The sequence below is a fragment of the Gulosibacter chungangensis genome (assembly GCF_008831155.1).
Taxonomy (GTDB): domain Bacteria; phylum Actinomycetota; class Actinomycetes; order Actinomycetales; family Microbacteriaceae; genus Gulosibacter; species Gulosibacter chungangensis.
This window is the reverse complement of the sequence record NZ_WBKB01000013.1, coordinates 23,816-38,110: the sequence shown is the minus strand read 5'-3', so window position 1 is coordinate 38,110 and position 14,295 is coordinate 23,816. Positions and strand designations below refer to the sequence as shown.

Annotated in this window: 13 protein-coding genes; 9 read left to right on the top strand and 4 right to left on the bottom strand. The window is 62.3% G+C overall.

Annotated features, from left to right (window positions below; genetic code table 11):
* The first annotated feature begins 677 nt into the window (after nucleotides 1–677).
* Both F8O05_RS14390 and F8O05_RS14385 read left to right on the top strand, forming a co-directional pair.
* Nucleotides 678–1,817, top strand: coding sequence for an FUSC family protein (locus tag F8O05_RS14390; RefSeq protein WP_225735939.1), 1,140 nt, complete (start codon nucleotides 678–680; stop codon nucleotides 1,815–1,817).
* 1 nt (nucleotide 1,818) lies between these two features.
* Nucleotides 1,819–2,223, top strand: a complete 405-nt coding sequence (locus tag F8O05_RS14385) for a cupin domain-containing protein (RefSeq protein ID WP_158053445.1) — start codon at nucleotides 1,819–1,821, stop codon at nucleotides 2,221–2,223.
* Here F8O05_RS14385 and F8O05_RS14380 read toward each other — a convergent pair.
* A complete protein-coding gene (locus tag F8O05_RS14380) occupies nucleotides 2,220–2,606 on the bottom strand; it encodes a hypothetical protein (protein ID WP_158053444.1) in 387 nt (128 codons plus the stop codon). The genes F8O05_RS14385 and F8O05_RS14380 overlap by 4 nt on opposite strands.
* Before the next feature lie 244 nt (nucleotides 2,607–2,850).
* Here F8O05_RS14380 and F8O05_RS14375 point away from each other — a divergent pair, with 244 nt between their 5' ends.
* The 3 genes from F8O05_RS14375 (at nucleotide 2,851) to F8O05_RS14365 (ending at nucleotide 6,018) form a co-directional block, all read left to right on the top strand.
* Complete coding sequence (locus tag F8O05_RS14375) at nucleotides 2,851–3,753, top strand: TIGR01777 family oxidoreductase (RefSeq protein WP_158053443.1); 903 nt, start codon at nucleotides 2,851–2,853, stop codon at nucleotides 3,751–3,753.
* Nucleotides 3,754–3,863: 110 nt separating this feature from the next.
* Complete coding sequence (locus F8O05_RS14370; protein ID WP_158053442.1) at nucleotides 3,864–4,541, top strand: FadR/GntR family transcriptional regulator; 678 nt, start codon at nucleotides 3,864–3,866, stop codon at nucleotides 4,539–4,541.
* 205 nt (nucleotides 4,542–4,746) lie between these two features.
* Nucleotides 4,747–6,018 (top strand): alpha-hydroxy acid oxidase, encoded by a 1,272-nt coding sequence (locus tag F8O05_RS14365; RefSeq protein ID WP_158053441.1) that lies wholly within the window; start codon nucleotides 4,747–4,749, stop codon nucleotides 6,016–6,018.
* Between the two features lie 87 nt (nucleotides 6,019–6,105).
* Here the strand turns inward: F8O05_RS14365 and F8O05_RS14360 are convergent, their stop codons facing one another.
* Together F8O05_RS14360 and F8O05_RS14355 are read right to left on the bottom strand one after the other, a co-directional pair.
* On the bottom strand, nucleotides 6,106–6,426 hold the full coding sequence (locus tag F8O05_RS14360) for a putative quinol monooxygenase (RefSeq protein WP_158053440.1): 321 nt from the start codon (nucleotides 6,424–6,426) through the stop codon (nucleotides 6,106–6,108).
* Between the two features lie 18 nt (nucleotides 6,427–6,444).
* On the bottom strand, nucleotides 6,445–7,950 hold the full coding sequence (locus tag F8O05_RS14355) for an MDR family MFS transporter (RefSeq protein WP_404811378.1): 1,506 nt from the start codon (nucleotides 7,948–7,950) through the stop codon (nucleotides 6,445–6,447).
* 207 nt (nucleotides 7,951–8,157) lie between these two features.
* On the opposite strand from F8O05_RS14355, the gene F8O05_RS14350 reads away from it, so the two are divergent.
* From F8O05_RS14350 to F8O05_RS14335, 4 genes are all read left to right on the top strand, one after another.
* Entirely contained in the window at nucleotides 8,158–9,681 is a 1,524-nt protein-coding gene (locus F8O05_RS14350) for a class I adenylate-forming enzyme family protein (protein ID WP_158053439.1), read from the top strand.
* Nucleotides 9,678–10,952 (top strand): beta-ketoacyl-[acyl-carrier-protein] synthase family protein, encoded by a 1,275-nt coding sequence (locus tag F8O05_RS14345; protein WP_158053438.1) that lies wholly within the window; start codon nucleotides 9,678–9,680, stop codon nucleotides 10,950–10,952. The genes F8O05_RS14350 and F8O05_RS14345 overlap by 4 nt, the downstream gene beginning before the upstream one ends.
* A 54-nt stretch (nucleotides 10,953–11,006) precedes the next feature.
* Nucleotides 11,007–12,179, top strand: a complete 1,173-nt coding sequence (locus F8O05_RS14340) for an acyl-CoA dehydrogenase family protein (protein WP_158053437.1) — start codon at nucleotides 11,007–11,009, stop codon at nucleotides 12,177–12,179.
* 114 nt (nucleotides 12,180–12,293) lie between these two features.
* Complete coding sequence (locus tag F8O05_RS14335) at nucleotides 12,294–13,166, top strand: NADPH-dependent oxidoreductase (RefSeq protein WP_158053436.1); 873 nt, start codon at nucleotides 12,294–12,296, stop codon at nucleotides 13,164–13,166.
* Between the two features lie 18 nt (nucleotides 13,167–13,184).
* On the opposite strand, the gene F8O05_RS14330 is transcribed toward F8O05_RS14335, so the two are convergent.
* Complete coding sequence (locus F8O05_RS14330; RefSeq protein WP_158053435.1) at nucleotides 13,185–14,240, bottom strand: hypothetical protein; 1,056 nt, start codon at nucleotides 14,238–14,240, stop codon at nucleotides 13,185–13,187.
* Nucleotides 14,241–14,295: the final 55 nt, after the last annotated feature.

The window sequence follows — 14,295 nt, the reverse complement described above, 5'->3', positions numbered from 1 at the left end:
CTCTCGTCCAGGAGACGAGTTCGTCGTGATCACCATCGTAAAGAGCAAGGGCCGGGGCTGGAGAATTCGCCATGCATTATTCTCTCAACCCACTAACCATTTAGGAACTAACGACACGCGACACTAGGTTGGCCCGAGTTTCACCATTCTGAAGGCGCCGGACGCCTTCTCTCGGGTTTCGTCCGAACACCTTATAAAGGTGTTCGACGGTAATGGCATTGGTCGTCAAAGAAGACTCCTTCGATATCTCGAGACGCTCGAGTAGAGGTGTCACAGATTTAGAGCTAACAACTGTTCAGCACGCGTCATAACACCCGGTCTGGTTGCGGACACGGCAATTCGGTTGGCGCGGATTTCAGCGCGTATTTTGCTTCAACAAATCGGAACTATTCGGCCTTTCCGGCAGCTGCAGCTCGAGCCGCCCACGGGAAGTACCAGAGGTCAAGACTATCGGGCTGAGTCAAGCGTTGTGGTCAAAAAGTGGCGTATTTACGCCATTCCCGAACAAAATCTGCCGCTTCGTAAGCGCCGCGTTCCGCGTGCTTATAGGCGAACTCCGGCATCGGTCACCAACGTTGCACAATCGTTACCGTAAGGTCGCAAGAGCACCCATATTTGCCGCCATCTAGCCCGCAACGCAGCGCACTATCATGGAAGCTTATGTGAGGAACCATAGCGTGAAATCGGGTAATGCAAAGCAGAACTTTTCAGAAATAAACCCCTTCCCGCACCTGTTCACAATTGGTCCGGCCAATCGCGATCATGAAGTCGCTATCCGCTGTGGGATTGCCGTTTTCGTCCCCCTGTTGACGCTGCTGCTGCTCGACCGAATCGACTTGGCCATCTTCGCATCCTTCGGCGCCTTCACCGCCATCTACGGCCGCAACCTCGACCACGGACCACGCCTGCAAATGCAGCTGCGCGTGGGCCTGCTCATGACGGTACTGCTGCTGCTCGCCAACATCGCCGGGCGGAACGGCATTTCCGAACGAGAGAATGCCTGGGCCCTTGTCGGCTGCACCACGGTGGTCGCTGGCGTCGTCGCCGTCATTGCTGCCTACTGGCAGTTACGACCAACCGGTTCACTGTTCCAGATATTTGCTTTTGCCGCGGTGGCATCGGTACCCGCGCAGCCGCCTTTCATCGACGCGGCAATTACCACCGTTGCCACGGTGGTGTTCGCGTTGCTCATTGGCGTGAGCTCGAGAGTACTTTTCCCTAAACGGCGCAAGCCATTTCAATGGCCAAAGCCACAGGTATTTAGCCGCGCCCAGCGCATCCAAATCTGGCGCAATGGTGCCTGGCACTTTGTTGCGGCTGGAGCTGCCGGCGCCATCGCAATATTGCTGAGCCCAGTATTCGAAATGCAACACAATTACTGGGCCATGGTGGCGGCGGTGGTCCCGATCGTGGGACACTCCACGAGCTATCGCATTAGTCGCGGCCTGCAGCGCGTCATCGGAACGCTCTTTGGCCTCATCTTGGTTGCGCTGCTGTTGTTGCTCGACCTCGAACCCTGGCAACTCATCCTCATCATCGCGGTGCTGCAGTTCGGCGCGGAAATGCTCGTGGCCCGCTCGTACATGATCGCGCAGGTTGTGATCACGCCACTAGCACTGATGGCAACGGTGCTGGCATCGAGTGCGGGCCCGGTCGCGCTCGACAACGCACAAATTCTCAAAGACCGTGCCATTGAAACCGCGATCGGCTCGACAGGGGGCGTGATCTGTGTGCTATTGCCATGGGCTTGGCGCAAGTGGGTGCTGTGCAGTGACAATCCCACCCAGTCCATCGACCTTCGAGAGGAAGACTCCTGAAATGAGCATCGACCCCGAACCGCACTCCGTGCCGCGGGTAATTGGCCATACGGATGCGCTCAGCAACGCGAGCGCGGAAGCTCGCGGAGCCGTGTGGAAGCTACAAGAAGTGGATCGGGATCTCGATTCGAATCTGATCCGTCTGCCGGCCGGTGAGAGCATCGGAGATTTCGACGGACCGGAACTGGATTCACTTGTGATCGTGCTCATGGGCAGCGGCACTCTGCGCACTGCCGAGGGAGAGATTCCCCTCGAGCCGGGGCAAATCCTTTGGCTCCCGAAGCGCTCCCGCCGCGGCTACCTGGCCGGGCCGAATGGACTCGGCTACCTGACTGTGCACCAGCGGCGACTCACCGAGCCGCTCATGCCGCGCATCCGGCCCGGCGCCGAGAGCTCGCCGGTCTAGCCGAGGATGTCGCGCCGCGCCGGCTCGATGAGCGAACCCGGTTCTTCCACGTCCCCCAGCAGTCGCCACACGGCGCGGCTGAGCTGCGGATAGTCACGGGCAATGTGTCGGAAAAGCTTCGCGTCAATACCGTTCGCGGTGCGACGAAGCTCCTCGGCACCTTCCTGCTGGGTCTGTTCGGCCAGTCGCGCGAGCGCATACTCGGCGGTGAGCCCGCGATCTTCGAGCGCGTCATCGCGCAGCAGCAGCACGAGGTATTCGTCCGTGTCCGGGATATCGGCGAAGACCTGTGCCGGGTCCTCTCCCCCACGCACGCGACGTTCAATAATCGACTCGCGTTCGTAGTGCGCAAGTTCTCGTAACTCCGCGAGTGATTTTTGCATCGGTACTCCATTCGCGGTTTCACTCGTACTCGGGCCCGTTTGCGGGCGGGAGCGGCCCCTACTTTAGCCGAGAAGCCCCGATGGACAGAAGGTTGATTCTGTCGCGGAATAGTGCTTGGCCCCGCAACCCCTGATGAGCGACCAATGACGGTTCGGTAACAGGGGTCGCACATCCGGTCATGCCACTCTGGGCCAATCACTAGGCGAAGATTCGCTGCCACTGCCGAGCAATGGGGAGGCAACAATGCCCGAAGAAAAGATCGTCGTGGCTGGCGGCTCCGGACTTATCGGCCGGGCGCTGCAACGCTCGCTGCGTGCCGATGGATATCGCGTGGTCCTGTTGGTGCGACGTGAAGCCCGAGGGCCCGATGAAGTCGCGTGGCTACGCGAAGGCGATGGTCCGCTTGATCCAACGGTGCTCGAAGGCGCTCGGGCAGTCGTTGGGCTCAACGGCGCGAGCATCGGCAAGTTTCCCTGGACGAAGGCCTACCGAAAGTTGCTGCGTGATTCTCGGCTCACACCGACAACGGCCATAGCGGATGCGGTCCGCGCGCTGGGTGCCAACGCTCCCCTGTTCGTTTCGGCCTCAGCCGTTGGCTATTACGGCACGCAGCCACCGGCACCTGCCGACGAGGCGAGCGCTCCCGGGGACGGGTTCTTAGCTGAACTGTGCGTCGATTGGGAGGCCGCCGCGCTGTCCGCTGGGCCGGATGCTCGCGTGGCGTTGTTGCGCACCGCACCGGTCGTGCACCGAGACGGTGTGCTCAAACCACTCATTCTGCTCACAAAACTTGGGATCAGCGGACCGATTGCGGGTGGCCATCAGAAATGGCCGTTCATTTCGTTGGCCGATGAAGTTGGCGCGATCCGCCACATTATCGATCAGCAGCTCACCGGAGCTTTCAACCTGGCTGCTCCGGTGCCCGCGAGTGCCAACGGACTCGGTCGCTCGCTCGCCGCGGGGTTGCGACGGCCTTATCTCGTTCCGGTGCCCGGCTTCGCCGTGAAGCTCGTGCTCGGGAAGGATGCTGCCGAAGCGTTGCTGACCTGCGATGCGGTCGCAATTCCCAAGGCCCTGACCGATTCGGGTTATGAATTCGAGCATCCCACGGTGCGCGAGGCCGTGGCTGCGGCACTTCGTGAGTAATCGCCCAGGCCCTCTTGCTCCTATCAGAAGGCACGATCAGGTGCCGACACCGAGCGAAACGGTGGCCTCACCAGGCAGAACCACACGCGGACCCTGGAATACTAGGTCGAATGAAAGCACATGAAATCGTCCTCGAGTGGGTCACCGATGAGCTCAGAAGCGGTCGCCTCCATGTTGGCGATCACCTTCCCAGCGAACGGGCGCTCTCGCAGACGCTTGAGGTCTCCCGCAGTGCGATTCGGGAGGCTTTTCGTGTGCTTGAAGTCCTCGGAACCATTCGTACCTCCACCGGTTCCGGTCCGAGCTCCGGCACGATCATCACCGCAACTCCGGAGCAGGGGCTCAGCCGATCGTTGAATCTACAGATCGCCACCCGTCAGGTGGAGGCCTACGACATGGTGCAATTGCGCATCCTGCTCGAAACCTGGTGCGCGAAGAATGCCGACCCCGCACTCGGCGACTGGGATGCCGCCGAGCAGGTTCTTGACCGAATGGACGATCCGAGCCTCGACATCCCCACTTTCCTCAGGCTCGACACTGAGTTCCACGTGATCTGCTCGGGTGCCGCCAGCAACCCCCTTGTGAGCATCATGATGGATGCGCTGCGACTGTCGATCTCGGACCAAACGCAGGCGCGCGCCCAGGCAGTCGAGGATTGGGAAGACCTCGCCCCGAAGCTACGTGGCGAACATCGAGCCATCTTTGCCGCCCTGAAGAGTGGCGAGAACGAGCACGCTGCGACGCTCCTCGAGCAGCACATCACCGGCTATTACGAGCGAACGGCCTAACTGCGGCAAGCCTCGCGACCCCCGAGCAGCACCGCCCGGGCGATATTCGACGCCACTAAAGGGTTGACGCCGCATGCCGACAGCGTTACATTCATGAGGTCTGACCACATGGTCTTACCTCATGGTCCAACCTCATGAATTGACCTGGTTGGACCGACTTGAATTACCGTATCCATCTCACTCGTTCGGATCACTGGAGGAAATTGTGGTTAAGCGCCAACTCCCGAAGCCCGCCGAGCTCTTCGAGCTCATGCAGTTCAAACGCCCCGAACTCAATGGGAAGAAGCGTCGCCTCAACAGCGCACTGACCATCGAAGACCTGCGCAAGATTGCGAAGCGGCGTACACCCAAAGCTGCGTTCGATTACACCGACGGTGCTGCCGATGGTGAGATTTCGCTCGCACGCGCACGCCGAGCCTTCCAGGACGTCGAGTTCCACCCATCCATCCTCAAGGATGTCTCCGCGGTGGACACCAGCACGACCATCTTCGGTGGCCCTTCGGCTCTGCCATTCGGCATTGCACCTACCGGTTTCACCCGGCTCATGCAGACTGAGGGTGAGATCGCCGGTGCCAGCGCCGCTCGGGCTGCGGGCATCCCCTTCACACTCTCGACGCTCGGCACCACGTCTATCGAGGATGTTCGGGCAGCGAACCCGTCCGGCCGCAACTGGTTCCAGCTGTACGTGATGAAGCAGCGCGAGATCTCCTACGGCCTCGTGGAGCGCGCCGCGCAGGCAGGCTACGACACGCTGTTCTTCACGGTGGACACCCCCGTCGCGGGTGCCCGACTGCGGGATGCCCGAAACGGCTTCTCGATTCCGCCGCAGCTCACGCTCTCCACGGTTCTGGATGCGCTCCCCCGCCCGTGGTGGTGGTTTGACTTTCTCACCACACCCTCGCTGGAGTTCGCTTCGCTCAACTCCACCGGCGGCACCGTCGGGGAACTCCTCGACTCGGCGATGGACCCCAGCATCTCCTTTGATGACCTCGCCATCATCCGTACGCTCTTCCCCGGCAAGATTGTCATCAAGGGTGTGCAGAACGTTGAGGATGCGAAGAAACTCGTCGACCTCGGCGTCGATGGCCTCGTGCTCTCGAACCACGGTGGCCGTCAGCTTGACCGGGCACCGGTGCCCTTCCACCTGTTGCCTGAGGTCGTGCGCGAGGTCGGGCAGGACACCGAAGTTGCCATCGATACCGGCATCATGAACGGTGCCGACATCGTGGCATCGATCGCGATGGGTGCGAAGTTCACGCTGATTGGCCGTGCCTACCTGTACGGTCTGATGGCCGGTGGCCGCGCCGGTGTCGACCGGGCGATCGAGATCCTCCGGACCGAAATCGTCCGCACGATGAAGCTCGTCCAGGTAAAGACGCTGGCAGAGCTGGAGCCGAAACACGTCACGCAGCTCGTGCGCATGGTCCCCCGCGCACAGTCACTACCCGCCGTGCGCAGCTTCACCGAAACGCACTAACCCCGCGGTGTCTTGAGTAAAAGCGACCGGCCCCACACATGATTACTCATGGTGGGGCCGGTCGCTTTTGGCTCGGCAGCGCGCGGGCTAGTCGATCTTGAGCTCGCCCATTTCGTCCCAGCCATCGCCGTCAATGACGCGGCTGATGATCTTAGGGGTGCTCGCGAGCACGGGACGCATCGCGTCGAGACCCTTCTGGAAATGCGGCGCCTTCACGTGCGCCTCACCAGCGTTGTCGTCGAAGGCTTCCACCAGCGTGAACTCGTTCGGGTTCTCTACGCTGCGGCTCCACTCGAACCACTTGTTACCGGGCTCGGCACGGGTGGCCTCGGTGAACTCGCGCGTGATCTCAATGAACTTGTCGGCATACTCGGGTTTTACGTCGTACTTGACCACAATGAAAATCATGCTGTGATCCTTTCATGTTTACCGTGCGCTTGCGCTCGGTTCCTCTTGATCAGCAGGTCGGCGCACAAACCAGGCGAGGACAACCGGTACCAAGCTGATCCCAGCGGCAATCAGGAATGCGAGGCGGGCGCCGGGTGCGCCAGCGGCCGCCGTCGACAGCCCCGCTGCTTCGCCGCCGTGCAGGATGCTCGAATAGACGGCGATGAGGACGGCCACACCCATCGCGCCACCGACCTGCTGCATCGTGTTCAGCGAGGCGGAGCCGTGAGAATACAGCTTCATTGGCAGTGAGCCGAGCGAAGCGGAGAACAGTGGGGTGAAGGACATCGCCAACCCCACCGACATCACCGCCTGCACCACGATCAGCAGCAGTACGGGCGTGCTCTCCCCCACCGTGGAGTACACCGACAGCGCCGCCGCGATCATGATGGTGCCGGGAACGAGCAGTGCTCGAGGGCCCTTCCGGTCGTAGATGACGCCCATGAGCGGTCCGAGCAGGCCCATCAACAAGGAGCCGGGCATGAGCACGAGGCCCGACTGAAGCGCATCCAACCCGGCCACATTTTGCAGGTACAGCGGCAGCAGCGTCAGCGTGCCGAACATGGCGATCGCGATAATCGTCATGGTGATGACTGCAATGGAGAAATTGCGTGATTTGAAGGTGCGCAGGTCCAGCAGCGCCCGATCGGTTCGCTGCAATACCAGCTGTCGCCATACGAATAGGGCGAGGAACACTGCACCGCAGCCGGTGACCACGCTGCCAAGCAGCACCGGTGAGAGTGCCCCGGCCGGCGCATCCGTCGTATCGGCGCCGAACTGACTCAAGCCGAAGACAATGCCGCCGAAGGCAAGCGCCGAAAGCGCCACCGACGGCACATCGAAGGGGGCCGTCGAGGTTTCGCCGAGGTTCGTCATCCACTTCGCACCGATCACGAGCGAGATGAGTGCGATTGGCAAGACGATGCCGAAGAGCCAGCGCCAGTGCAAAGTGTCGAGCACGAGACCCGACAGGCTCGGCCCGAGCGCCGGTGCCAGCGAAATCACCATGCTGACCATACCCATCCAACGGCCGCGCTGGCTGGCGGGAACGACGCTCATGAGCGTGGTCATCAATAGCGGCATCATCACGCCGGTGCCCGCCGCTTGGATCACGCGGCCGGTAAGCAACACGGTGAAGCCGGGCGCGATAAGACACACGAGGGTACCGATCGCGAATGCGATCATCGCCGCGAGGAAGACCTGCCGGGTGGTGAAACGCTGCAGGATGTACCCGGTCGTGGGGATGACTACCGCCATGGTGAGCATGAAGGCGCTCGTGAACCACTGACCGAGCTCGGGTGGGATGCCGAGGTCGGCGTTGAGGTGCGGGATCGCGATCGCCATCGTGGTTTCGTTGAGGATGGCGACGAAGGCGGCAACGATTAGCAACCAAATAACGCGAGCGGCTCCGGCTGGGAGCCCTTCGCTCTTAGGGGTGTTGGCGCCATTCGGGGTACGAATGGAGCCGGTGTCCGTGGACGTCAAAGTGACTCCTGAGAAGACAAGAATGCGGCAAAGCACACGATTGCGCTGAGGGGGTCGCGAATGCGACGGTCCAGTTTACAGTCAATTGATGGTTCCGCAACAGGCACCGCTACGTCCCTCGGAGCGGGCTCGGCTGGCAGCCATATACTTCGTCTGGGTCCAATAACTTTCATTAACACTGCCGAGACAGATAAGAGGAGTCGTTTCATGCCGATTACCCGCACGATTCTTGAGGTAGCGGCGCAGGACCCGCATCGACTTGCCATCGCGGGTGAACATGATCGGCTCAGCTACGGCGATCTCGTGACCGACGGCGCACGCGTCCAGGCGGCGGTCGAGTATCTGCATGCCAGTGGTGCCGCGCACCACGCACCGGTACCCGCCGCCGAGGCCCAGGGCATCCCGATCACTGCGATCAGTCTTACCGACGCTTTCCACACCGCACGAATCATCGCGGGCCTGGCGGGGTTCCGCGCGGTCTCGGCGACAATTGACCCGCGCTGGCCGCTCGAGCACCAGCTCGGAGTAATTCAGAAGGTCGGTGTGGGCTTGCTCATCAGTGATTCGACGTCGCTGCGGGATGCGCTGCAGGATGCGGGCTGGACCGGCACCATTGTGACCCTCGCCGAGTTTCGCGCCTTAGAAGCAGAACTCCCACCAGCGGGGCCCCCGGAGGTACGAGACCCCAATGAGGCATTCCTCTTACTGTTCTCTTCCGGTACGACCAGTGCCCCCAAAGCATTCATGCGGCTGCGACACGAATACCGCTATAACGCCAAAGTCTCCAGCCACTACTTGGAGGCAGAACCGGCCGTGCACACGCTTGCTCCGGGACCGCTCTCGTATAGCCTCACGCTCTTCGCGCTCGTCGAGTGCCTCTATTCCGGCGGCAGCTGCCACGTGGCCGATCAGTTCGATGTGCTGGGAGCCTCCCGCCGGATTGCCGAAGCGAAGATCAGCCGCGTGGTGGCGGTGCCCGCGGTGATTCAGGGCCTGGTGGAAGCCGCAAAGCGAAACCCCGAGCGCTTCGCCACCCTCGAGCTTGCCGTGACCGGTGGTGCGAATCTCTCTGCCGCGATCCGTTCGGCGTTCGCGGCACAACTGCCGAATGTTCGACTCATTAGCTATTACGGTGCCGCGGAAATCGGGTTCATCGGCGATAGCCGTGAGGGTGATGGTACGAAGATTTCCCTCTACGAAGGGGTCGAAGCGGAGATTCGTGATGCCAGCGGCCGTCCCCTTCCTGATGGCGAGATCGGGACCCTGTGGATTCGCGTGGCCTCGACGGCGCTCGGCTACGTGGCGGCGACCACGGACGTGCAATTACGCGGTGCGGACGGTTGGGCGACGGTATCCGACCAGGGCAGCCTCGAGCACGGCAAGCTTTCACTCGTGGGGCGCGCGGGCGACATCGTGGTGACCGGCGGCCACAAGGTCTCACTCCCCGACGTTGAACGTGCCTATGAGACCCTGCCCGGGGTCGAGGCCTACTGTGCAATCGGGCTGCCGCATGCGCGACTCGGCACGGTCGTGGCGGTGGTCTTTGAAGGTGATTCGGTCCCGGACAAGGCTGTCCTTTTGGAACATGCCCGGGCGAGGCTCGCACCCCAATTCGTGCCGCGTCGTTTCTATGGCATTGATCGGCTGCCTCGCACGGTTGGCGGCAAGATCCGCCGCACCGAAACCGCGGAGTTCGTGCAGCGCGATGCCGCGGGGGTGGTACGACTATGACCGCAACCACACAGCATTCGCGCAAGGTCGTCATCACCGGGCTCGGTGCGGTCACCCCCTCGGGGTTGGATGCGCCAAGCACCTGGGATGCGGTCAAGCAGGGTCGAAGCGGGGTGACCCTCCTCGAGGACACGGAGTTCGAAGGCCTCGCGGTACGGATCGGCGGTCAGGTGCGCGGATTTGATCCGGATGCGGTGCTCGAACCGCGCGAGTCCCGTCGCCTCAGCAAGGTGCTCTGGTATGCGATCGCCGCCGCCGATGAGGCCTTAGCGCAGGCCGGTATCCCGAACGCCCGCAGCCGCGAACAGCTCCCCGCAGACGCCTCCCGATTCTCAATTCTGACCGGTTCCGGTTCTGGGCCTATTCAGGCAATGCAGGATGCGACCCGAGTCTATGAGCGGCAGGGCACCCGGCGAGTGACACCGTTCCTGTCGATGCACGGTGCTCCGGATGCGGCGGCTGCGCTGTTGAGTCAACGTTACGGCGCGCTCGGAGCAGCCGCGGGGATTTCCGCGACCTGCGCAAGTGGCACCGTGGCGCTCGGCGAAGCGATGCGACGCATCCGACACGGCTATGCCGATTCGGTGTTAGTGGTTGGTTTCGAGGATTGCGTGAACCCAGTGAACTATTCCTCGAATGCGAATATGCGCGCACTCGCGAGCGGCTTCGAGTCTGACCCGAGCCGGGCATCCAGACCCTTTGACCGTGACCGAGCCGGGTTCGTAATGGCTGCCGGTGCGAGCGCGCTGCTGCTCGAAGCCGCTGACACGGCCCACGCGCGCGGGGCAACCGCACTCGCCGAGGTCGCCGGGTATGGCGCCTCCAGCGACGCGCATCACGCGACGGCCCCGCATCCCGAGGCGCGTGGCGCAATCGCGGCGATCAACGCCTGTCTTCTTGACGCCGGACTTTCGCCAGAGGACGTGGACCACGTCAATGCCCACGGCACCAGCACGAAGCTCAACGATCAGATGGAGCTACGGGCTCTGCGCGGTGCCCTCGGCGACTACGCCCTACAGGTGCCGATTAGCGCGACGAAATCCAGCACCGGGCACCTTCTCGGTGCCGGGGGCGCGTTGGAAGCGTTGATCGCGACGCGAACCCTGCAGGAACAGTTACTGCCGCCAACGATTAACCTCGACAATCCCGAATTCCCCGACTACGACATCGTCCGCGAACCGCGGGCGGCGAGCATCCGGACCGTGCTGTCGAACTCTTTTGGGTTCGGCGGGCACAACGCCGTGGTGCTGCTCCGTGCCGCCCACGATTAGCCGCCAGGCAGTCGAATTGCGGAACCGCCAACCAGACAAATCGAAGGAGTCTTGATGACTGACCGCGAAGCCCGCTTTGCCGAGATCCAGGCGAAGTTTCTTCCCGAAGGCCTGCTCGAGCGCATCCGCGAGCGCGCGTCCACCTATGACCGCGAAAACCGTTTCTTCCAAGAGGATTTCGAAGAGCTCGTCGAACACGGCTACTTGAAACTCTTCGTGCCGGAGCATCTCGGTGGGCCCGGCCTGGGTATGAATGAGGTTTCCCGGCTACAGCAGGTGCTCGCGAAGGCCGCGCCGGCCACCGCGCTCGGCATCAATATGCACCTGGTGTGGACCGGCGTCGCTCGGGCGCTCCTCGAGCGCGGTGACGACTCGCACGAGTTCGTACTTGAGGAGACGGCGGCGGGAGAGGTGTTCGCATTTGGCGTGAGCGAACCCGGCAATGATCTGGTTCTCTACGGTTCCACTACCGAGGCAATCCCGACCGAGGACGGCGGCTACCGCTTCACCGGGAAGAAGATCTTCACCTCACTGTCACCGGTGTGGACTCGCCTCGGCGTGCACGGTTTGGATTCGAGCGACCCCGAAGATAAGCGTGTGGTCTACGGCTTCATCGAGCGATCTGAAGCGGGGATTTCGGTGTCCGAGCACTGGGATCCGATGGGGATGCGTGCCACACAGAGCCGCTCTACAACCCTCGCGGATGTGTCGATGCGCGCCGATCGAGTGACCCGGCGCATCCCCGATGGCATCACCCCCGACACCCTCACCTTCGCAATCAACGCGAATTTCCAGCTGCTGATTGCCTCGGTGTACACGGGCCTCGCCGCTCGTGCCCTCGAGCTTGCCGCCGCGGCACTGCATAACCGCAAATCGCTCAAGCACGGGAAAACCTACGCGGAGCTGCCAGAGTTCCGCGACCGCATTGCCGATGCCGCCATCGACTACGAGTCGGTACCACCGCAGCTGGACAGCTACACCCGCGATTTCGACGACCTCGTCGACTACGGGGCCGCCTGGCCACGCAAGTTCGTGGGTGCGAAACTGCGAGCCACCGAAATGGCTCGCAGGGTTGTCGAGGATGCGTTCCGCTGCGCTGGTGGGGCTGGTTTCGACAATGGTTCCGAGATGAACCGGCTCTACCGGGATGCGCTGGCCGGAATGTTCCACCCCTCAGGTTGGGATGGCGCGCGAGGGCTGTTTGCCGGCGCGTACCTCGAAGAGTAGCGACCCGCGCAGCTCCGATGGCCGCTGTTGTACACGAACGAACCGACAGGCAATAAGCACCGGCAGGTAACACAGCACCGACATACAACCTGCAGAGGACGATAGATTCAAACCATGACTTCGACGAATTCCCACGAGGACACATCCGCCGCAAGCTCCCCCGAACCCCACACCACATGCGAGCTGGTTGACCGTCGCTACGGTACCGAGTTTGCTGGTCCCCTGGCCGAAGGCACCGAAACCATCGACCTGCAGCTGCGCCACCGTTCGGTGCGCAAGTTCCTGCCCGCCGAGGTGACGGATGCGCAGCTCGAGCTCATCATTGCGGCCGCGCAGTCGGGTTCTCAATCTTCCAACCTGCAGGTGTGGAGTGTGGTGGCGGTGCGCGACCAGGCGCGAAAGGAGCGGATCTCGAAGGCCCTTGGCGGGCATCCGTATATCGAAAACTGCTCCGTCTTCCTCGTGTGGACGGCCGACTTCAACCGCAATAGTCGGATCGTCGAGGCGAAGCATGGCACGGATGTGGACTCGGTCGGTTACCTCGAGAACACGCTCGTGTCCTTCGTCGACTCGGGAATCGCCGGGCAGAATGCGCTGCTGGCGGCCGAATCGCTCGGACTCGGTGGCGTGTTCGTCGGTTCGGTGCGCAATAACCCGCTGGAAGTTGCCACCGAACTGAAGCTCCCCGAATACGTGTTCCCCGTGGTCGGACTCGCGATCGGTGTGCCCGACCCGACCGAGCGCGCGTCCACCAAACCCCGTTTGCCGCAGCGCGCGGTGCTGCACCACGAGGAATACGACGCAGAGGCTTGGGAGTCCGCCTCGGCCGAGTACGAAGAGCACCTCGCCGAGTACTACGCGGACTACGGGCGTGAAAACTACAGTTGGGCGTTCACCCTCAACCGCCGTATCGGCTCGGTTGAAGGGATGCACGGCCGCCACCGGATCCGTGAGTGGCTCGCGGCCCAGGGGTTTGATTCGGAGTAGACAGTCGCGGGCGGGCGGCTACTGCGGCTCGCCCGCTCCTGCCTGCTCGCCCGCGCCGCCCGAAAGCCGGTCGTATTTATCCCGCAGGAACAGTAGGTGCGCATCCGAGTTGATCTCGGAGTCTCGCAAGATCTTCTCTTCAAGGTCGTCGACACCGACCTTCATCAGCCCGACCATGTCATCGAGCTCTGCTACGAGCTCCATCGCGGTGCCCTGCGCCTCGAGACTCTGCATCGAGGCGACCGCATTCGCACGGGACGCCAGCCTGCGGTACTCGGTGATGCGGTCGACCTGCAGCACCGCGAACTGTGCGTAATTCGGGTGCCTGGTATCGATGTGCCCTACCTTGCGGATGGTTTCGAGCCGCTCCTCGAGGACCGCCATTTTTTCGTCCGCCGGGGCGGTGACGAGGGTCTTGTCCACCGATTTCGTGGTGAAGGATTGGGCGAGCTTGTTGTACAGCTGGCCTTCCTTTGGCACCTCAACGGGTTGGATGCGCAGGCTCGAGTGCCCGATCGGCTCAATTTTGAATTCGGCATAACCGTTCACCGAGAGTACCTTTGCCCGCTGCGGGCGACCGGTGCGCATAACCTCCGCAATCTTATTGAGGAATGTCTTCGCACCGGCACCGCGATAGTCATTCCCGACTGCGTCGGTAATTGCCTCACTGTATTGATATTCAGTGGCGAGCCGCTCCTGCACCGACTGCTGTTTCTTCCGGCCGGCGAGGAAGCCGCCGATCGCAGCGACTGGGCCGACCACCACACCTCCGACAATCGTCAACAGCGGTGGCACGATGGCGAAGCCGGCAAAGAGCGAAATGACCCCGCCAATCACCGCGAGCGTGGCGTACCCGGCGACACCGAGGATCCCCCAGCCAATGCCCCACAGCCAGGGAATCGCACCGGGCGAAAAAGTATTGCGGCGCCACATTTTGTCGCCGATGGGTTTGCCAAAGTTGAGTTCGAGCGCGGGGCCGCGACGCCGCCATTGCACTGCGGGGCCCGGTTGGGCACGCTCCAGTTCCCGGTCTCCCCCGGTCGAATTCCATCCCAGCGCATCCATTTGCGTCATTGTCGCAGGCGAATCTGAAATGAACTTGGTGCGGCTCCGGTGCCCTGGAGCCGTG

Coding starts and splice junctions, on each gene's coding strand:
- F8O05_RS14385 (WP_158053445.1), top strand. CDS start 1,819: ATGAGCATCGACCCCGAACCGCACTCCGTGCCGCGGGTAATTGGCCAT.
- F8O05_RS14380 (WP_158053444.1), bottom strand. CDS start 2,606: ATGCAAAAATCACTCGCGGAGTTACGAGAACTTGCGCACTACGAACGC.
- F8O05_RS14375 (WP_158053443.1), top strand. CDS start 2,851: ATGCCCGAAGAAAAGATCGTCGTGGCTGGCGGCTCCGGACTTATCGGC.
- F8O05_RS14370 (WP_158053442.1), top strand. CDS start 3,864: ATGAAAGCACATGAAATCGTCCTCGAGTGGGTCACCGATGAGCTCAGA.
- F8O05_RS14360 (WP_158053440.1), bottom strand. CDS start 6,426: ATGATTTTCATTGTGGTCAAGTACGACGTAAAACCCGAGTATGCCGAC.
- F8O05_RS14350 (WP_158053439.1), top strand. CDS start 8,158: ATGCCGATTACCCGCACGATTCTTGAGGTAGCGGCGCAGGACCCGCAT.
- F8O05_RS14345 (WP_158053438.1), top strand. CDS start 9,678: ATGACCGCAACCACACAGCATTCGCGCAAGGTCGTCATCACCGGGCTC.
- F8O05_RS14340 (WP_158053437.1), top strand. CDS start 11,007: ATGACTGACCGCGAAGCCCGCTTTGCCGAGATCCAGGCGAAGTTTCTT.
- F8O05_RS14335 (WP_158053436.1), top strand. CDS start 12,294: ATGACTTCGACGAATTCCCACGAGGACACATCCGCCGCAAGCTCCCCC.
- F8O05_RS14330 (WP_158053435.1), bottom strand. CDS start 14,240: ATGACGCAAATGGATGCGCTGGGATGGAATTCGACCGGGGGAGACCGG.